The following is an 18,930-nucleotide window of genomic DNA, read 5'->3' as shown; positions in this document are numbered from 1 at the left end:
ATTAATACTCATTATTTGTTAGTTTTTCAAGTAAGGTTTCTAGTATTACGTGTGCTTTATCAAAATCAAATTCATCAAAGGCCTCGGCTATATTATCAACTTCATTTTTATAGATAGAAGGTGTGCCGCGTTGCAGTTTTGCTAGTAGTTCATCATTTAATTCTGCATTTTGTGCATCTTGATAAAGTGTTTCACACAATGACTTAATTTCATCGATTGATAGCGTGTCTGAACTATTATCTTCAGAGTTACTATTTGGCTTATCGCAGGTATTTGATGACAGCAGTTGTGAGATGATAAGTAACTCGCTTTTTATATCGTCTAAAGTACCAATAAGTTTAGCGTCACTTTGCTTTTGCTCTAAATCGGTTAATAACTTCATTAATGTTATTAGACCTAAGTTACCAGCAACACCTTTGAGTGTGTGAATGGTGCTATCGACATCTTTTATGTTTGATAATTTATCATTAAAGAGTGTCTCGAACCGCTTATTACTATCACTAATAAATTTAGTAATCTCGGTAAGCTGCTTACATTTAGAGCCCCAGAGTGCGAGCCCTTTTTCAAAATCTATGTGCTGCGCTTTAGGATCGCTTTGCGATATAACCATTTCTTTTGCAATACCAAGGCCAAGTACTTGTGCTATTTCTTGGTTTAACTGATTTATATCAATGGGTTTATTTGCAAAGCCATTCATGCCTGCTTTTTTAGCTGTGAGTTTATCTTGCTGTAATACACTGGCTGTAAGCGCAATAATTGGCGTGTATTTAATTTGTCTTTGGTTTTCTATTGCTCTTATTTTTTGTGTTGCTTGTATGCCATCACACAATGGCATATGGATATCCATTAAAATGACATCAAAATCTTGTTCTTTAAATATTTTAATCGCTTCAAGTCCGTTTGATGCCTTGGTAACTGCATGCTGATCGCGTGACAGGAGTAAAGAAAGCAGTTCTGTATTTTGCTCAATATCGTCAACTACTAACACTCTAAGAGCGGGTAATTGAGTGTGTAGGCCATCAAAATGATCTATTTTAGTTTCGTCGCCTAAAGTAAGCGGCAATGAAAAGTAAAAGCAGGTGCCTTTACCTAGTTCACTTACTAAGTTTATTGTTCCACCCATAAGCTCTACAAGTTGTTTACTTATGGTTGTACCAAGGCCTGTTCCACCAAAGCGGCGCGTAGTAGTGCCATCGGCTTGCTCAAAAGGTTGAAATACAGCTTGAATGCGATCTTTGGCAATGCCAATACCGGTATCTTGTACTTCAAAAAACAGATGCTGATTTTGCGTCACGCCAACGGTTACGGTAACAGAGCCTTTTTCGGTAAACTTAATAGCGTTACCAATTAAATTAGTAAGTACTTGCCTGAGTCGATCTGGGTCGCCGTAGTACGTCGCACTTACTGATTCTTTAATATGAAGTTTAAGTTCTAAATCTTTCTTTTTAGCTTCTAGCCAAAAAGTAGAAATAATACTGTCTATCACTGGTTTTAAGCTAAAGTGTATTGGCTCAATAGTGAGCTTGCCGCGTTCTAGTTTTGCAGAGTCGAGAATTTCATTTAACAATCTCAGTAATGATCGAGCTGCATTATTTACGGTCACTAAATGTTTTTGTTGTTCTTGATCGAGTGGAGTGTCCATTAACAGGTCGCTAAAACCTATTATAGAGTTCATAGGTGTGCGTATTTCATGGCTCATATTAGCCATAAAAGATTGCTTTGCATGAGCGGCTTCTTCAGCTTTAAATTTAGCTTGCTCTAGTTTTTCTTCATATTCTTTGCGTTCTGTAATATCAACTAAAACACCATCAATCCACTTTGCTTGGCCTTGGGGGTCAAAGTCGATACTGCCTTTATCTAAAAGCCATAAGATTTTACCATTTCTGTGGCGAATCCTATACTCGATTGAATACTGACGTTTTTCATCTATTGCTTTGGTTACGGCATCTACAATAGGCTGCTGATCTGATTTTAAAATCAGATCGTTAAATTCAATACAATGTTCAGTAAATTCATTTGGATTATAACCCGTTAACTCGTTGATGCTCGGGCTGATAAAAAGCATGGTCCAGTTATCATCAAACTTACACCTAAAAGCCACACCTGGCATGTTATCCATTAAAGAGCGGTATTTTTGTTCTTTTTCTTCAAGGCTTTTTTGTAAAGCTCGCTGCTCTGATAAGTCTGTAATGAAGCCAACGTATAGAGGGTTTTGCCCTGGCTGATTAACTTCTCCAATCCCCAAGCGAATCGGGAATAAGTGGCCATTCTTATGCTTTGCAAAAATTTCACGGTTAACACCGATTACTTTGCCTAAATCAATATTTTTAGCTTTAGAAAGGTAGCTATCGTGATGCATCGCGATAGCATCATCCATTAGCATTTTAATATTATGATTTTGTACTTCATTTTCACGCCAGCCAAAAATTTTACTGGCTGATTCGTTAAAACTTAAAATAATGCCTGTATGATCAATCGTTACAATTCCATCAATGGCAGTGCCTAAAATTGCGTTTAAGCGAGACTCGTCTGCTGACTTTTCTTCGAGCAACATACGGTATCGAACCATGCCATTTATAACTGCAACAATACTCGTGATTGCAATTGTTGCAGTTGCTACAGCAATAGCTACAAAGGTGAGGCCTGCATTAGCATTTACATCATCGTAAATGAGTGGAGAAGTTGCTACAAATCGTGTTGCAACCATTCCCATATAATGCATGCCAGCAACTGCTAATCCAAGAATTGTTGCGCTGATTAAATTATTTTGCAGCGGTGTTAGGCCTGGTAAAACACGTTCAAGATTAAAGCGACTGTACAAAGCAATAAAAGAAAGAACAACGGCAACTATAATTGATAAACCAAATGTGAGAGGGTCGTACCGAAGAAGTGGAGCAAGCTCCATTGCGGCCATACCACTGTAATGCATAGTGCCAATACCAGCGCCAAGTAGCACGGAACAAATAGATAATACTTTTAAGTTACCATTACTGTTCACCAGCATCGATATTGCATACTGACAAGCAAAAAATGCGGGTAAAAAAGACAGCAGTGTAATGGTTGGATCGTAACTAATGTTGGTACACAATGAAAACGCGAGCATACCGATAAAATGCATACTCCAAATGCCGGCTGAAAAAACAGTCGCTGCGGTCATATTTGCTATACGTTGATAACCAGGGAACTCAGTTTCTTTTGCTAAATCGATAAGGCGAGTCGTAAAAAAAGCTGCAAAAATAGCAATCAGGATAGACATTGAAACTAAAACAGGATCATAAACGCCATTAATAATTAAGCTTGGGTCTTGGTCAGTAATGAAAAAAGCTGATAACATAATGGCTCAAAATATAGTCTTTATTGCACAAGTTTAATCTAATTTACTAATAAATAAACTGTTAATTAAGTTAACCGTCTAAAATAATGTCTTTATAACTTTATACTACCTTTTAATCAGCAATTATTGTTTTTCTAAATCTGTTTTTTTGTTTTAATATCACACATTTTATAATGTTAAGTTTTAATACGCCTGTTTTTAGCCTACGCAGGGTTGAGTTATAATAAAAAGTTTATGAGAAATTGAGTGTTTGAATATAAGTTAAAGAAAAGTGTTAGACGCAAAACAGTTGCTATAAAAGTACACAATCAAAATGTGACTGTGTATGCCCCACATTTTGTCGCAAAAAAGCACATTGACACTTGGTTATTTGACAAACAAGAGTGGGTTGCAGAGCAATTAAAAAAGCAATTTTTAATTGAGGACACTAAGCAATATCCTTTCGAGTCTAAAAAAATCAGTATTTTTTCAGAAACTATTTATTTGAAACTGGACTCAGGTCAAGATTCCAAAGTAACCCAATATGATAACCATTTACTCATTACAATATCCCCTCGAGTTAAAAACACTTCTCAAAAGTATCAACAGCTATTAGAGGCTTATCTAAAAGAGCAGCTTATTGCTTATATAGAAATGCGTTTAGCGTATTTTTGCACTCAGATGAATGAAGAGCTACCGGACGATCTAAAAATAGGGGTTTATAAGCGAAAGTGGGGGAGTTGTAATAGTAAGCGAGAACTCACTTTTAATTTGCATCTTATCGGTGCTCCTTATCATGCGATAGATTATGTGATTGTTCATGAACTTGCTCATCTAAAGTATTTGAACCATAGCAAAGCTTTTTGGCAACGAGTAGAGGCGTTTTTCCCCGATTACAAAGCATCCTCTAATTGGTTAAAACAAAATGGTATGAGTTTGCAGTGGGTGTTTTGATACTGCTGAATATAGGAATATAGGAATATAGGAATATAGGAATATAGGAATATAGGAATATAGGAATATAGGAATATAGGAAAAGTAGAGAAGTGGTGGAGGGAGCTGGATTCGAACCAGCGAAGGCTGAGCCGTCAGATTTACAGTCTGATCCCTTTGGCCGCTCGGGAACCCCTCCACACTAATTTTATTGCATTTGGCCCCACTTAACTTAGCGGTAAGAAAAGTGGTGGAGGGAGCTGGATTCGAACCAGCGAAGGCTGAGCCGTCAGATTTACAGTCTGATCCCTTTGGCCGCTCGGGAACCCCTCCAATGCAACGGCGCTGATAATAGCAAATTGCGTATTTAAGTAAAGAAAAAAGCTAAAGAAAATTGAAATAAAGCCGATAAATATCTATCAGTTACCACAATCGGCTAAAGACTATGCAAATAGATGATTTGTTAATCACAGAGAGTCAGTTAAACAGTAGACTCAATAATAGTGTGCATGAAAATCGTCGTGGCGAATTTTCACTATTATTAGCAATGTTGTCACATGACGCACTCGACTTTAGTCAATTTCATTTACCAAAAACTGAAATAGATAATTTAGTTATAGAAGAAGAGGTATTAAGAAAGCAATTTGGCGCAGGTCCAAAACAACTTTTAGCCTCTGATGAATATAATATGTTGGTTGGACAATTCAATGCTGCATTAATATCTCAAGAAGGAGAGCGTAGCGGCATGACGAGCATTAAGCTAATACAATGCTTAAACCCTGAACCGCTTGCGATTAGAAATGATGATAAGCATATTCCACTTCATATAATAGATAACTGTGAACTTGCTGTCAGAAGAAGAATTAAAAGCGAACAAACGCAATTAGCTAATCCACCAATAGATGCAGCAGCTTTTTATGACAGCCTTAATAATGATGCAATACATCAACCACTTCAGCTTATTGCTGTGTGATATATGATTGTAATAATCATCAGTTAATATATGCTTTATAACGGGTCTGCTTTATATATTTGCTAATAATTGATTTAATGAAAAAAAAGCATCCAAAAATTAAATGCAATTGCTATAATGGCGTCAAATGGTATGACATGAAATGCCATTATCATTAAACCAAGGTAATTAGGAACGTAATGAAGAAAACATTCACGCTAAATCACGAGAAAATCAAATACCCTCGTATGGTTGATGCTGCAAAGCACGAAGTGAAAAAATATTTGAAAAGAGAGCGTAATAAAACGCTACCTGAAGATGCTGACTATTGGGCATTTGACTGTAAGTTTGGTAATACAGCTGAAGATGCGCAAGTTGTGCACGTTGCTGAATTAAGTAACCAAATTGGCGAAATTGAAAAGCAAGGTTTGACCTCTTTCTATGTAGAGATTTTAGCTCGACCTGCTCAGCGTCAACAGTTAGATTTAGATGATGACGAATAATACTTAATTTAATTAAGTATTCGAAGTTATAAAAATGAGCCCAAGTGGCTCATTTTTTGTTTTTATACTTTAAAAGTTTTCGATGGACTAATTCTTATTGGTAATTGAGTAGCAACCAATTAATTAACATTTGCATAACAAAAAATAGTGCTATAGGGTGTGTTTAATTAATAAAATAAAATAGTTGTATCATGCCGATAAATTACTCTGACCATCAATTAAAGTTAAGTTTAAAGAACTCTAAAGTACTTATAGTTGACGATCAGTTATTAAGCTTAATTGTATTAAAAAAAATATTATCTGAGCATTTTAATGTGACCACAGCTGGAAGTGGTGAAGAGGCAATTGAAATTTGTAATGCAGCTGTACCCGATATAATTCTACTCGATATTAATATGGGTGGAATGAGCGGTATTGAAACATGCTTAAAATTAAAAAATAATACTGAAACACAAGATATCCCGGTTATTTTTGTTACATCCTTTGAAAACGAAGAAAGGGAGTGCTGGGAAGCTGGAGCTGTTGATTTTATTAAAAAGCCAATTAATACAGAAACATTATTTAGAAGAGTTCGTGCACATATAACATTAAAATTACAGCACGACTTACTCAATCAAAAAGTATTTTTAGATGATTTAACTAAAGTGTTTAATCGGCGCTATTTTGATGCACACTTTAGTAAAATGGAGCGAAGTGCCTTACGAGAAAAAGTCGACTATGCACTATTACTCATCGATATAGATTACTTTAAGCAATACAACGATATTTATGGTCATGTGCAAGGTGATACGGTATTAAACCTTGTTGCACAAACTATTACTAATAGTTTGCAAAGGCCAACAGATTTTGTAGCGCGTTATGGCGGCGAAGAGTTTGTAGTTGTTTTACCTCATACAAGCACTGAAGGTGCAATTTGTGTTGCCGATAAAATCAAAAAAAATATAATCGACTTAAAAATCCTTCATAAATATTCAGAGTACGGGTTTGTTACCATTAGTATTGGCGGTTCAACTTTACAACCTTACGAAAGTAACAAAAATACGGTGCAGATCGCAGACGAAAAAATGTATGAGTCTAAAACACAAGGGCGTAACAAAGTGTGCTTTTAAGCTGAGCTAGCTAATAAAGCTCGTGATACTTAAAAACACTTTGTAGGTAATAAATGATCAAATAAAATTATTACACGCTATGGCATTTTTTATATTTTTTAGTGCTACCGCACGGGCAATCATCATTTCTGCCCACTTTAATATCTTCAACTGGGTATATAGCACCATCTAAATAACGCCATTTGGAATTTTCTTTAATAAACTGCGATTTTTCGTGAAGTTCACAAAATAAGTTTTGATAAAAATATTGGGCTTTAAATTCTACATTGCCAGTGTCTTCATCATAGCTTGAGCTAATTACATCAAGATTGATAAATCGACAACTGTTAGCAAAATCATTGATTTCTTTAACAGGGTTTTCAGCTTGTTTTTCTTCAGCGTAGGTTTGATAAACATATTTTGCATTTTTAATAACATAAGCACTAAATCGTGAGCGCATAAGTTGTTCTGGAGTGTCAGCTTGCTTAACATATAAGTGAAGCGGCTCGCAGCAATTGGCATAATCGTGCCCACTGCTGCAAAAACATAATGTGGTATTGAGTGAGGTCATAATAATAATACAGAGTCTAAAACATTAGTTTAACAAGCTTGTTGGGCGAGTGGTATCTCTGTTGTTTGAGCCTTTTTTGTAAAACAGTATAGTTTTGTATTCGTTTTGCTCAAATCGAACGATAGATTAGTAAGTAATTGGTTATTAACTATATCGGTCCAGGTAATTACCGCTGCAAAATTTCCGTTATGTAATGCAGAATTTAATACATACTCTAAATTTACTAGGTGTTTTTGCCTAATTACTAAGAGTTTACTTGTATCAATTGAGCATGAATCAAGTAAAGCTTTACTCGGTACATGGTCTGGAGCAATTAATAACGTCCAAGCATTAGAGCTATTGTATTGGTGTAATACTTTTAAAAGCTCAAAGGTCGCTGAAATTTCATCTTCAATCTGAATCAAATTTACGCAATCGCTTTGCTCATCTTGTTGGTAACTTTTAACTGTTCTTACGGTAATAGTCTGTAACATAATTTCACTCACTGGGTTTTTATACAGTATTCATATACAGTAGTTTATACAGTGCTTTCGTGCAAGCCTTTTATGCTATTTATTTGTACAGTTATTCAGCTTTTGATCATTGTTTTTATTTTTTTTAATTTATAATTCTTTATTAATCAGCTTGTTATAGGGTTGTTTTTGAGAAGGTATTCTAAAAATAAATTTTTGAGTAGTGTCTTAATTTTGGGGTTTTATACTGTATAGAATTGTCTTTGTAACCATATACAGTACTTTCAAACACTGTATACAGTACTTTTTTCATAGTTAGCCTATGTGTTTTCACTCGTGCGAGGGATCATCTGAGAAAACTGGAGTTGATGGATTTGTTCGTACAAACTTGCTGCATAACATTGGGCATCTTTAAATCGCTTAGTTTCAATATGCTTACGTATATCTGTAACCGCTGCAGTGGCAGGGGCGTATCCCTGACTACTTGCCAAGCTTAACCAAGCTGCAGCATGAAACACACTTTGTGGCACGCCTTCACCTTTCACAAAAAATAAACCCAAATAAAACTGTGCTCTTTGGTTTCCTGCCATTGCAGCAAGGCGCATCCATTTTGCTGCTAATGGGGGTTGATTATTTTTTAAATAATATAGGGCTTTATTTAAAGTACTTTGCTCATTTTTTTTATTATCAATAGGCACAGAAGTATTTTCAGGTTGAGTCACAAAACCTAAAATATTATCTAGCTGTTGCGCTAAGTCTTGCTCGCAAGGTGTTGTTTTAAGCATATTGGTTAATTTATTATTTTAATTACTTTAATAGTTTAGTATATAGCAAGGTAAAATGTCCTGTAAAAGATAATTTTTATGTTAAAATCCCGCCACTTTTTACTATCACAAGTTTATTATGTTTGAAGCCTTATTTAAACTGAGCGAAAATAATTCAACAGTTAAACGCGAGTGCGTTGCTGGCCTAACTACCTTTATAACTATGGTATACATTGTATTTGTAAACCCGGCTATGCTTGCTGAAACAGGGATGGATCAAGGGGCTGCATTTGTAGCTACATGTATAGCAGCAGCGATAGGCTGTTTCATAATGGGTTTGTGGGCTAATTATCCATTAGCATTAGCACCTGGTATGGGACTAAATGCCTTTTTTACGTATGGTGTCGTATTAGGCATGGATTATACCTGGCAAGCCGCGTTAGGGGCTGTATTTATGTCGGGTTGCATATTTTTGTTTTTAAGTTTATTCAAAGTCAGAGAGTGGATTATTAATGCTATACCTCTGGTGCTAAAGCGAGCTATCGCTACGGGCATAGGTGCTTTTTTAGCATTAATTGCACTTAAAAATGCAGGCATTATTGTCTCAAGCCCAGCAACATTAGTGCAGTTGGGTGACATTACTTCTCCTGGACCACTATTGGCAATATTAAGCTTCTTTGTAATAGCTGCACTTTTATACCGCGATTTTAAAAGTGGCGTACTTATTAGTATTTTATTAGTGACTGGTATTGCTCTAAGTTTTGGGCTTGTTGAATATCACGGTGTTATGGCTATGCCACCATCAATAATGCCTACTTTTATGCAGCTAGATTTTGCAGCCGCTTTTGATATATCAATGATGAGTGTTATTTTTGCCTTCTTATTTGTCGATCTTTTTGATACTTCAGGTACGTTAGTTGCTGTAACCCAAAAAGCGGGTTTAGCTGATGAAAAGGGCAATATGCCTCGTTTAGGACGCGCATTAAGTGCTGACAGCTCAGCAACTATCGCAGGTGCAATGTTAGGTACTTCAACTACTACATCTTATATAGAATCGGTTGCTGGCGTATCTGTTGGCGGACGTACGGGTTTAACGGCCGTTGTTGTTGGCATTTGCTTTTTACTGATGATGTTTTTTGCACCGCTCGCACAAATGGTACCGGCATATGCAACCGCGGGCGCTATTTTGTACGTCGCAGTATTGATGCTGCAAAATTTGAAGTTTGTAGATTGGGATGATATGACCGATGCAATTCCCGTAACGGTTGTGTTGCTAATGACACCATTAACATTCTCGATTGCGCACGGTATTGCGCTTGGCTTTATATCTTACACCGCGGTTAAAGTATTGTGTGGTAAAAAAGATCAAGTCAGTATTAGTGTTTGGATATTAACAGCCTTGTTTGTTTTCAAGTTTGCATTTTTGTCTTAATGGCTAACGAAAAATAAAAAAAGCCTGCACAAATTTAATTTGTGCAGGCTTTTTAATGCTTTTATAAAAACACTACCATTTCTTTTTAGGAGCAAACAATATGTCTAAATCATCTTGCTCAGCTTCTGTTTTCTTTTTAAGTGCGCTTGCGTTAGAAGCTCTTAGTTCAACACTTATGGCTTCTAAGTAACCTTCAACTTCCAGGCGTTTTGCTGTTACATATTCGTCAGAATAGGTGACTGCACTGAGAGTTGCTTGCGCTTTTTCAAAGTACTGTCTTGCAGAGCCAACCATACTGGCTGAACGGGCAGACAAACCACGCTTTATTTGGCTTTCAATATTAATACGTAGTTGTAGTTTTTCGAGGCGTTTATCTTCTAAAACAAAAACTTGGCTATCAATACGACCTTTATTATGTTCAGAGCGTAAAATTGAGCGCAATTTTTTGATGCCTTGAATTAGGCCAACAAGTTGTTTGTCATTATTGGGTAATGCTAGGGCTTCACTGCTGTTGTCTAGAACTGCATTGGAGAGGTGCGTTTTAGCCTCACCTAAGCGGCTTTTAAGTGCTTTAGATGTTGGCGAATTAGTAACCATCGTATTTAATGCTTCGTAAATACGGCGTTGCAATACACGGATTATATTTTCAGAAAGAGGAATATTGGCACTATTCATTAGCGCTTCTTCTGTTTCTTCTATTATAGCTTTTTGTTTTGTAAGCTCTTTACGGCGTTCCGCTTCTTGTTTTTCTTTGTGTTGTTGTACAGCACTTACCCAAAGTGCAATCACAATCAATGCAACTATAAGCACTATTATAATAGAAACGATCATGGTGTAATTCTCGGATATATAAGCTAATTTTATAATCTTACATTAAATATGTGTTAACAGGGTAGCTTTGCGCCGATTAACTTAAAAATATACCAAAAATTGATAGGTTCAGCCCTTTATAAACTGCAGTAAGCCTAAGGGCTTATAAATTTAAGCTGAATAATCATCGCTACCTCAAGCATATTTATTATGCTAGCCTTGAGCTCTAATCAGATAATTGCATACCTAAAGCCTTAAAGTACTATTTTATGTAAATAACACTTGGTTTTAAGTGGTATTGCCTTTATAAATAATATGAATAATAACGTTAAAATTTGCAGCCATGAAATTACAACAACTCAGATACATAGTAGAAGTACAAAATCATAAATTAAATGTTTCAGCGACTGCTGAGAGTTTATTTACCTCGCAGCCAGGAATTTCTAAACAAGTACGCATGCTAGAAGATGAGTTGGGTGTACAAATTTTTGGCCGCAGTGGTAAGCATTTAACGCATGTAACGGGTGCTGGCGAAGATATTATTAATATTTCTCGCGAAATACTCTCTAAAGTAGAAGGTATTAAAGCAGTTGCTAATGAACATACGTTGCCTGACCAGGGTAAGTTAAACATAGCAACTACACATACCCAAGCTCGTTATGCTTTGCCTAATGTTATTCAAGGCTTTATGAAAAAATACCCTGCGGTATCACTTCATATGCACCAAGGGACACCACAGCAAATATCTGATGCGGCAGCACGCGGTGATGCTGATTTTGCTATTGCTACAGAAGCGCTGCATTTGTATTCAGATTTAGTGATGCTGCCTTGTTACCATTGGAACCGCAGTATTGTTGTTGCTAAAGACCATCCGCTCGCTAAAAAGGCAAATAGTTTAACTGTGGCTGATATTGCTCAGTACCCGCTTATTACCTATGTATTTGGTTTTACGGGTCGCTCAGAGCTTGATAAAGCATTTAGCGCACACGGACTTGAGCCACACATTGTATTTACTGCAACCGATGCCGATGTTATAAAAACATATGTACGTTTAGGGCTAGGAGTTGGTGTTGTTGCGTCAATGGCGATAGATCAAGTGAGCGACACAGATTTAGTGTGTATTGATGCAAGCCATTTATTTGAAGCTAGCACGACCAAAATTGGTTTTAGAAAGGGCAGCTTTTTACGTACTTACATGTATGATTTTATCGAACGTTTTGCTCCACACTTAACTAAAGAGCGAGTAGAGCGAGCAAGCTTATTACGTAACCAAGATGATGTAGATAAATTATTTGCAGATATAGAGTTACCCGTTAAATAATGTAACTACATTAAACGAGTAATAAAAAAGCCGTCTATTTTTAAATAGACGGCTTTTTACTTTTATAAAGAGCTGGCTAGCATTCGATAATATTAACTGCTAATCCACCGCGAGCGGTTTCTTTGTATTTGGTTTTCATATCGTTACCAGTTTCAAGCATGGTTTTAATCACTTTATCAAGTGATACCTTTTGCTCGCCACTGCCACGTATAGCTAAGCGTGAAGCGTTAATTGCTTTAATCGCGCCCATTGCATTACGTTCAATACACGGCACCTGTACTAAGCCACCAACAGGGTCGCACGTTAGGCCTAAATTATGTTCCATACCAATTTCCGCAGCGTTTTCTACTTGTACAACGTTACCGCCAACAATTTCTGTTAATGCACCGGCAGCCATAGAACACGCAACGCCCACTTCACCTTGGCAGCCTACTTCGGCACCTGAAATAGAGGCATTCTTTTTATATAAAATACCAATAGCAGCAGCGGTCAATAAATAACGCGTGGCTATATCGCGGTCTACTTCTTTCACAAATGTGTGATAGTACATAAGCACAGCCGGTAAAATACCCGCAGCACCATTAGTTGGTGCGGTAACTACACGGCCACCTGCCGCATTTTCTTCGTTTACGGCAAGGGCAAATAAATCAACCCAGTCCATTGCACGAAGAGGATCGTTACTGACTTCTATATTTAGTTTTAAGTATAAGCTTGGCGCACGGCGCTTTACTTTTAAGCCGCCAGGTAAAATACCTTCGGTGCGCATACCACGGTCAATACACGCCATCATTACTTTCCAAATATGGAACAGCGTGTCTTTTATTTCATCTTCGGTGCGCAGTGTTTTTTCGTTTTTCATCATCAAGCTAGAAACACTAAACCCTGACTCTTTACACATTTCTAGTAGCTCTTTTGCGCTACCAAATGGGAAGGGGGCCGGGTTTTCTTCTCTAATATCGAGGGCTGCCTGTTTTTCGTTTTCAAACTCTTCGTCGGTGACAATAAAGCCACCGCCAATAGAGTAATATACTTTGCTGTAAACTTTTTCACCGTTGTTTGAGGCGATAATTTCCATTGCATTAGAATGCTTAGGCAGCGTTTTACGACGATGAAAAACAATTGCACCTTGTTTTGGAAACTTGGCTTTGTGTGTTTTGTTTAAATAAATAACTTGGTCTTTTTCAATGGTTGCCAAAATATCATCGACTAAATCGGCATCTATTGTTTCAGGATCGTAACCGGCTAAACCAAGTATTACAGCTTTACCTGAGCCATGGCCAACACCTGTTTGACCTAGTGAGCCGTAAAGCTCTACTTTAATATCGGTAACATTTGCTAATAATTGTTGTTCTTGTAGGTCATTAACAAATAAGCGTGATGCGCGCATTGGGCCAACGGTGTGTGATGACGAAGGGCCAATACCAATGCTAAACATATCAAATGCACTGATCATAATGTGTGTGTCTCTACTTTGTTTTAGCAGCACTAAGCTGCTCTTTGAACGGTCGAGCATGATAACGTGGAATTAAGATTGTGTAACTACTAATAATGAAGATTTAAACTGGTAAGGCGAGTTGTTTTGTAAAGTTTTTTATAATGCTTGCAGTCGCACCCCAAAGTAAACCATGTGGGGTTTTAAAACCTTGCAAAATAACTGTTTTCCCAAATCGTTGAAAAGGCAAAGGTTGCCAGTTAGCTTCGTTATTTAGCTCTGTGATTGACAGTAAAAAGCTTGCTTGTACTTCATTGTAGTCATTTTCCCAGGTGGTACCTTTACTAAGTAACCCCACATACGGGCTAATACTAAAACCCGTTAAGGTTGAATACTCAGGTAAGTGGCCTAATACGTTTACGTTACTCGGAGTAATATTCAGCTCTTCTTTTAACTCGCGAAGTGCTGTGGTGCGAAGGGTGATATCGCTCACTTCAAACTTTCCTCCGGGTAAACAAATTTCCCCAGGGTGATGGTGTAAATAAATAGGGCGTTTACACAGTAAAATATGTGCATGGTCGCCTACATCAATAATAGGCAGCATAACAGCGCTGGCGCGTTTTTTACGCGTGTCTTTTAACTGGTTTGGCGCAGCTGTCGGGCTTAACAAAAACCGCGCCATAATGTGTTCACTATTCAAAGCGACCTACTGTTTTAATAAAGGGAGGATTTTATTTACTTTATCGTAAGTTTCTTGATATTCCAATTCGACTTTAGAATCAGCTACGATTCCACCACCTGCCCAGCAGTAAATTTGTGCTTTGTGGCACACCAAGGTGCGAATAGTGATACTAGTGTCCATATTACCGCACGCACTTAAATAACCAATTGAGCCACAGTAAATGCTACGGCGATGTGGCTCTAGCTCTTCAATTATTTCCATGGCCCTGATTTTAGGGGCACCGGTGATTGAGCCACCCGGGAAAGCGGCTTTTAGCTGATCGACCGCTGTTTTACCTTCATCAAGTTCTGAGGTGACCGTGCTCACTAAATGATGCACTGCCGGAAAGCTTTCAATAGCAAAAAGGGAAGGGACGTGAACGCTGCCTGGCTTTGCTACTTTGCCTAAGTCGTTACGCAGTAAATCAACAATCATGACATTTTCGGCGCGATCTTTAGCTGATGCTGCGAGTATTTTTGCTTGTTGTTGATCCTCTAATGCATCTGCTTTTCGTGGCATTGTGCCTTTAATCGGTTTGGTTTCGACAACGTTGTTATTTACAGATATAAAGCGCTCAGGCGAAATTGATAAAATAGCCCCTTGAGTGTGATTTATAAAGCTTGAAAAAGGGGCTTTATTTGCTTCTCGTAATTTTACGTAAGCCGTCCACGCAGAGCCTTCAAACTGAGCGTTAAAGCGCTGCGCTAAATTAATTTGGTAACAATCGCCACTTTTTAAATACTCCTCAATTTGGGCAAATTTTGCGGCGTATTCCGTTTCGCTCATATTTGATTGCCAGTCGCTGTTTAGGGCAAAGCACTGCGCACTAACTTGGGTATTTAAATATTGTTGATAAAGCGCTAATCGATCGGTATTTGGCTGCGATACATAAAACCAGCTTTGTTGCTGCTTGTCGTAAATAAGAGCATCTAAGTAAAGACCAATAGCCATTTGGGGTAAGTTAATGTCTTCGATAGCAATTGTGGGAATGCTTTCAATTGTACGCCCTAGATCGTAGCCAAAGTAACCAAGCCAACCGCCGTTAAAGGGTAAACCGTAATCGGCTTTAGTTTTATCAAGGCGCGAAAGCTCGCTATTCATTATTTCAAAACAGCTTTTACTGCTTTGTTGATCATTTAAATAGCTCTTGTTGTTTTGTACTTCAAGCGTTTTTGTCGGTTCAATTGCTATAATGTCAAAACGACTATTTACATGCTCACTATTAGCAGAATCTAATAGGATAGCGTAATGAAGGTGTGCAAAATGTGCAAATACATCAATACAGCTTTGTTTTATCGCCAATTTAATACAATTATTTTTATTGTTTAGCATTTACTACCCCTTTAAAAACTGGCTCGAAGCGGGCTGGGAGGGTATCATAAGTCAAATTTTTTGGCAGCACTAAGCTGCAAAAAACAGTGCAAACCACCGTCACCGGTTTGATTTAGATTACGCGACAACGCGTAACGGTAACTTAAGGAACCACTATGAGTACAATTTGTCAGCAAGACTTTATTGATAGCATTGAAGATGCATTGCAATATATTTCGTTCTATCACCCACTTGATTTTGTTCAAGCACTCGAAAAAGCCTACAACAAAGAACAAAGTAAAGCGGCTAAAGACGCCATTGCACAAATTTTAATTAACTCACGTATGTCGGCTGAAGGTAAGCGTCCGCTTTGCCAAGATACCGGTATTATTACCTGTTTTGTTAAAGTAGGTATGGATGTTAAGTGGGATAAAACAGATTTAACCGTTCAACAAATGGTTGATGAAGGTACTCGTCGTGCATATTTGAATCCAGATAACCCTTTACGTGCATCTATTGTTGCAGACCCTGCTGGCACGCGTAAAAATACGAAAGATAACACGCCTTCGGTTGTGCATATTGATTTAGTAGCGGGTGGAAAAGTAGAAGTAATGGTTGCAGCTAAAGGCGGCGGCTCTGAAAACAAAAGTAAAATGGTTATGCTAAACCCGTCTGATGACGTTGCTGAGTGGGTAGAAAAAACATTACCAACAATGGGTGCTGGTTGGTGTCCGCCAGGCATGCTAGGTATAGGTATTGGTGGTACGGCTGAAAAAGCGGCAGTGATGGCTAAAGAGTCGTTAATGGACCCGGTTGATATCCATGAACTAATGGAGCGCGGCGCAGAAACGACTGAAGAAAAACTACGTTTAGAAATTTTTGACCGTGCTAATAAATTAGGCATTGGCGCACAAGGCTTAGGCGGTTTAACAACGGTTGTTGATGTTAAAATTAAAACGGCTCCAACGCATGCCGCTTCAAAACCTGTAGTAATGATCCCAAATTGCGCGGCAACTCGCCATGTACATTTTACGCTTGATGGCTCTGGTCCTGCGAATTTAAAAGCGCCTAAACTAGAAGATTGGCCACAAGTAACATTTGAAGTGGGCGAAGGCACTCGCCGTGTTGACTTAAATACACTGACTAAAAAAGATGTTCAAGAATGGAAAATGGGTGAAACTGTTTTACTTTCGGGCACTATTTTAACAGGTCGTGATGCAGCGCATAAACGCCTGCAAGATATGATCAATTCAGGTGAAGGTTTACCAAAAGGCGTAGACTTTGATAATAAATTTATTTATTACGTTGGTCCTGTGGATGCGGTACGCGATGAAGCAGTAGGCCCTGCTGGCCCTACAACAGCCACTCGCATGGATAAATTTACCGATATGATGCTAGAAAAAACAGGCATTGTAGGCATGATCGGTAAAGCTGAACGTGGCCCTGCAACGGTTGAATCTATTAAAGAGCATAAATCTGTTTATTTAATGGCGGTAGGTGGTGCAGCTTACTTAGTATCTAAAGCGATTAAAAAAGCACGCGTAGTTGCTTTTGAAGATTTAGGTATGGAAGCTATTTACGAGTTTGAAGTAGAAGATATGCCAGTGACCGTTGCAGTAGACAGTGAAGGCGCTAATGCGCATACACAAGGTCCTGCAATCTGGAAAGCTAAAATTGAAGAGCTTGATAGCAAACTAAAATAACCTAAGTTGTGTTGTTAAAAGCGAGCCTGGTGCTCGCTTTTTTGTTTTTTAGATATAGCTATGATCAGGTTTGCACATCTGACCAGTTGTTCTAAATCATCATTTTTTACTGTAAACCTATAGAGCATGGTGCTTAGCGGGCAGTTAGTACTTGTATATTAAACTTTACATATAGTAATGCTATTACGTTCACGTAAACGTAAGTTAGTGTGGTTTTTATATTTTTAGTTTTTAAAACTGTCTAATGATAATTTTATGGGTTTTTTATCTGTATAAGTGTTTTAATTTGATTATTTAATCTAAGAGTCATGTTTTCATCGGTTTTATCATCTGTGAGTGTAGCGAACTCTAATATGAAGTGATAAAGTCTCGGCAATTTCCAGCGCGCATACCCTCTCACGGGTTAACTATTTCGGAGTATTTTAAGTGGCTGTGTTTAATCGAGTTGAATTTGATAACCATGAACAAGTAGTTTTTTGTTCTGATGAAGAGTCGGGTTTAAAAGCAATTATTGCTGTACATAATACCAATCTAGGTCCTGCAGTTGGCGGATGTAGAATGTGGGATTATGCGAACGACGAAGATGCCGTTTACGACGTGCTACGTTTATCAAAAGGCATGACGTATAAAAATGCAGTAGCGCGCCTACCATTTGGTGGCGGTAAATCTGTAATTATAGGCAATGCAAAAGAAATTAAATCTGAGCAATTATTCCGTGCATTTGGTCGTCAATTAGAGCGATTAAATGGCAGCTATTACTCAGCAGAAGATGTAAACATTACATGTGCTGATGTCGCTATTATGAATAAAGAAACTAATTATGTACTGGGTCTTGAGGGTAAAAGTGGTAACCCATCACCATTTACAGCCTACGGTACTTTTTTAGGAATTAAAGCCGCGTTACAACATCAACGTGGCCACCAAGACTTTGCAGGCGTTAAAGTAGCTGTTCAAGGTTTAGGTGCTGTTGCTTATGGTTTATGTAAACATTTACATGATGCAGGTGCTGAACTGTTTGTAACTGATATTAACCAAGCAGCAATTGACCGTGTAGTTAATGATTTTGGCGCCACTGCAGTTGGTATTGATGAAATTTACGACTTAAACGTTGATGTTTATGCACCATGTGCATTAGGTGCAACGGTTAACGACCTAACTATACCGCGTTTAAAAGCGACTATTATTGCAGGCTGTGCTAATAATCAGCTGGCAGAGTCTCGTCACGGTGAAGTTATTCGTGAAAAAGGTATTTTATATGCACCAGACTACGTAATTAACGCCGGTGGTATTATTAATGTTTATTACGAAACAGCGCCAGAAGGTTACAGTGCAGCAGCGTCTAATAAACATGTTGAAGGTATTTTTAATACGTTAACTGAAATTTTTGCTCGCAGCGAAAAAGAGCAAAAATCAACGCATTTAATTGCTGATGAGTTAGCGCAAGAAATCATTAAAAACGGTCTGTAATCTAAGTTTGAATTTATATAAAGGTGTGCAATTGCACTAATGCCGATCATTTAAGAAATAGTTAATAGCACTTGAACGATCTTCTAGGTATGTAAGAATCCGAATTCTTTTGTAGAATTCGGATTTTTTTATGCAACTTTCTAATGCTCTCGATATT

Annotated in this window: 16 protein-coding genes and 2 tRNA genes; 8 read left to right on the top strand and 10 right to left on the bottom strand. The window is 37.7% G+C overall.

Annotation, left to right across the window (positions count from 1 at the left end):
* Nucleotide 1 precedes the first annotated feature (1 nt).
* Nucleotides 2-3,334, bottom strand: a complete 3,333-nt coding sequence (locus I6F49_RS17850; RefSeq protein WP_197181510.1) for an MHYT domain-containing protein — start codon at nt 3,332-3,334, stop codon at nt 2-4.
* A gap of 246 nt (nt 3,335-3,580) precedes the next feature.
* Between I6F49_RS17850 and I6F49_RS17845 the strand changes: the two genes are divergently transcribed.
* Entirely contained in the window at nt 3,581-4,267 is a 687-nt protein-coding gene (locus I6F49_RS17845; protein WP_331461455.1) for a M48 family metallopeptidase, read from the top strand.
* Nucleotides 4,268-4,360: 93 nt separating this feature from the next.
* On the opposite strand, the gene I6F49_RS17840 is transcribed toward I6F49_RS17845, so the two are convergent.
* A tRNA-Tyr gene (locus I6F49_RS17840) sits at nt 4,361-4,445 on the bottom strand.
* Between the two features lie 49 nt (nt 4,446-4,494).
* Nucleotides 4,495-4,579, bottom strand: a tRNA-Tyr gene (locus I6F49_RS17835).
* A 112-nt stretch (nt 4,580-4,691) separates the two neighbouring features.
* On the opposite strand from I6F49_RS17835, the gene I6F49_RS17830 reads away from it, so the two are divergent.
* The 3 genes from I6F49_RS17830 (at nt 4,692) to I6F49_RS17820 (ending at nt 6,810) form a co-directional block, all read left to right on the top strand.
* Nucleotides 4,692-5,219: a VC2046/SO_2500 family protein gene (locus I6F49_RS17830; RefSeq protein WP_166420637.1), complete on the top strand. Its 528-nt coding sequence runs from the start codon at nt 4,692-4,694 to the stop codon at nt 5,217-5,219.
* A 179-nt stretch (nt 5,220-5,398) separates the two neighbouring features.
* On the top strand, nt 5,399-5,701 hold the full coding sequence (locus I6F49_RS17825; RefSeq protein WP_002961433.1) for a DUF6172 family protein: 303 nt from the start codon (nt 5,399-5,401) through the stop codon (nt 5,699-5,701).
* Nucleotides 5,702-5,892: 191 nt separating this feature from the next.
* Complete coding sequence (locus I6F49_RS17820) at nt 5,893-6,810, top strand: diguanylate cyclase (RefSeq protein ID WP_166420638.1); 918 nt, start codon at nt 5,893-5,895, stop codon at nt 6,808-6,810.
* Nucleotides 6,811-6,880: 70 nt separating this feature from the next.
* Here the strand turns inward: I6F49_RS17820 and I6F49_RS17815 are convergent, their stop codons facing one another.
* The 3 genes from I6F49_RS17815 to I6F49_RS17805 all read right to left on the bottom strand — a co-directional run bounded on the left by I6F49_RS17815 (nt 6,881) and on the right by I6F49_RS17805 (nt 8,597).
* Entirely contained in the window at nt 6,881-7,360 is a 480-nt protein-coding gene (locus tag I6F49_RS17815) for a YchJ family protein (protein WP_166420639.1), read from the bottom strand.
* 29 nt (nt 7,361-7,389) lie between these two features.
* The gene (locus tag I6F49_RS17810; RefSeq protein ID WP_197181509.1) at nt 7,390-7,833 is read right to left on the bottom strand and encodes a SulA-like leucine-rich domain-containing protein; all 444 of its coding nucleotides are present in this window, start codon (nt 7,831-7,833) and stop codon (nt 7,390-7,392) included.
* A 299-nt stretch (nt 7,834-8,132) separates the two neighbouring features.
* A complete protein-coding gene (locus I6F49_RS17805; RefSeq protein WP_166420640.1) occupies nt 8,133-8,597 on the bottom strand; it encodes a tetratricopeptide repeat protein in 465 nt (154 codons plus the stop codon).
* 118 nt (nt 8,598-8,715) lie between these two features.
* Here I6F49_RS17805 and I6F49_RS17800 point away from each other — a divergent pair, with 118 nt between their 5' ends.
* Nucleotides 8,716-10,008: an NCS2 family permease gene (locus tag I6F49_RS17800; RefSeq protein WP_197181508.1), complete on the top strand. Its 1,293-nt coding sequence runs from the start codon at nt 8,716-8,718 to the stop codon at nt 10,006-10,008.
* Between the two features lie 72 nt (nt 10,009-10,080).
* Here I6F49_RS17800 and I6F49_RS17795 read toward each other — a convergent pair whose 3' ends face one another.
* The gene (locus I6F49_RS17795) at nt 10,081-10,839 is read right to left on the bottom strand and encodes a hypothetical protein (RefSeq protein WP_166420642.1); all 759 of its coding nucleotides are present in this window, start codon (nt 10,837-10,839) and stop codon (nt 10,081-10,083) included.
* 322 nt (nt 10,840-11,161) lie between these two features.
* On the opposite strand from I6F49_RS17795, the gene cysB reads away from it, so the two are divergent.
* Nucleotides 11,162-12,139, top strand: a complete 978-nt coding sequence (cysB, locus tag I6F49_RS17790) for an HTH-type transcriptional regulator CysB (RefSeq protein ID WP_002961670.1) — start codon at nt 11,162-11,164, stop codon at nt 12,137-12,139.
* Nucleotides 12,140-12,215: 76 nt separating this feature from the next.
* On the opposite strand, the gene I6F49_RS17785 is transcribed toward cysB, so the two are convergent.
* The 3 genes from I6F49_RS17785 to pabB form a co-directional block, all read right to left on the bottom strand.
* Complete coding sequence (locus I6F49_RS17785; RefSeq protein WP_197181513.1) at nt 12,216-13,592, bottom strand: L-serine ammonia-lyase; 1,377 nt, start codon at nt 13,590-13,592, stop codon at nt 12,216-12,218.
* A 103-nt stretch (nt 13,593-13,695) separates the two neighbouring features.
* Nucleotides 13,696-14,271, bottom strand: a complete 576-nt coding sequence (locus I6F49_RS17780) for an NUDIX hydrolase (protein ID WP_197181507.1) — start codon at nt 14,269-14,271, stop codon at nt 13,696-13,698.
* Between the two features lie 6 nt (nt 14,272-14,277).
* Nucleotides 14,278-15,624: an aminodeoxychorismate synthase component I gene (gene pabB, locus I6F49_RS17775; protein WP_197181506.1), complete on the bottom strand. Its 1,347-nt coding sequence runs from the start codon at nt 15,622-15,624 to the stop codon at nt 14,278-14,280.
* 155 nt (nt 15,625-15,779) lie between these two features.
* Between pabB and I6F49_RS17770 the strand changes: the two genes are divergently transcribed.
* Both I6F49_RS17770 and I6F49_RS17765 read left to right on the top strand, forming a co-directional pair.
* Nucleotides 15,780-17,306 (top strand): fumarate hydratase, encoded by a 1,527-nt coding sequence (locus I6F49_RS17770; RefSeq protein ID WP_007583843.1) that lies wholly within the window; start codon nt 15,780-15,782, stop codon nt 17,304-17,306.
* A gap of 426 nt (nt 17,307-17,732) precedes the next feature.
* The gene (locus I6F49_RS17765) at nt 17,733-18,773 is read left to right on the top strand and encodes a Leu/Phe/Val dehydrogenase (protein WP_197181505.1); all 1,041 of its coding nucleotides are present in this window, start codon (nt 17,733-17,735) and stop codon (nt 18,771-18,773) included.
* The last annotated feature ends 157 nt before the right edge of the window (nt 18,774-18,930 follow it).

Origin of the sequence: Pseudoalteromonas sp. SWN166 (assembly GCF_015864485.1) — a bacterium.
Lineage (GTDB): Bacteria > Pseudomonadota > Gammaproteobacteria > Enterobacterales > Alteromonadaceae > Pseudoalteromonas.
This window is presented reverse-complemented; position numbering and strand designations above follow the sequence as displayed.

What these genes read in the sequence shown, in the direction of transcription:
- I6F49_RS17850 (WP_197181510.1), bottom strand. Translation starts at nt 3,334, where the DNA reads ATGTTATCAGCTTTTTTCATTACTGACCAAGACCCAAGCTTAATTATT.
- I6F49_RS17830 (WP_166420637.1), top strand. Translation starts at nt 4,692, where the DNA reads ATGCAAATAGATGATTTGTTAATCACAGAGAGTCAGTTAAACAGTAGA.
- I6F49_RS17825 (WP_002961433.1), top strand. Translation starts at nt 5,399, where the DNA reads ATGAAGAAAACATTCACGCTAAATCACGAGAAAATCAAATACCCTCGT.
- I6F49_RS17820 (WP_166420638.1), top strand. Translation starts at nt 5,893, where the DNA reads ATGCCGATAAATTACTCTGACCATCAATTAAAGTTAAGTTTAAAGAAC.
- I6F49_RS17815 (WP_166420639.1), bottom strand. Translation starts at nt 7,360, where the DNA reads ATGACCTCACTCAATACCACATTATGTTTTTGCAGCAGTGGGCACGAT.
- I6F49_RS17810 (WP_197181509.1), bottom strand. Translation starts at nt 7,833, where the DNA reads ATGTTACAGACTATTACCGTAAGAACAGTTAAAAGTTACCAACAAGAT.
- I6F49_RS17805 (WP_166420640.1), bottom strand. Translation starts at nt 8,597, where the DNA reads ATGCTTAAAACAACACCTTGCGAGCAAGACTTAGCGCAACAGCTAGAT.
- I6F49_RS17800 (WP_197181508.1), top strand. Translation starts at nt 8,716, where the DNA reads ATGTTTGAAGCCTTATTTAAACTGAGCGAAAATAATTCAACAGTTAAA.
- I6F49_RS17795 (WP_166420642.1), bottom strand. Translation starts at nt 10,839, where the DNA reads ATGATCGTTTCTATTATAATAGTGCTTATAGTTGCATTGATTGTGATT.
- cysB (WP_002961670.1), top strand. Translation starts at nt 11,162, where the DNA reads ATGAAATTACAACAACTCAGATACATAGTAGAAGTACAAAATCATAAA.
- I6F49_RS17785 (WP_197181513.1), bottom strand. Translation starts at nt 13,592, where the DNA reads ATGATCAGTGCATTTGATATGTTTAGCATTGGTATTGGCCCTTCGTCA.
- pabB (WP_197181506.1), bottom strand. Translation starts at nt 15,624, where the DNA reads ATGCTAAACAATAAAAATAATTGTATTAAATTGGCGATAAAACAAAGC.
- I6F49_RS17770 (WP_007583843.1), top strand. Translation starts at nt 15,780, where the DNA reads ATGAGTACAATTTGTCAGCAAGACTTTATTGATAGCATTGAAGATGCA.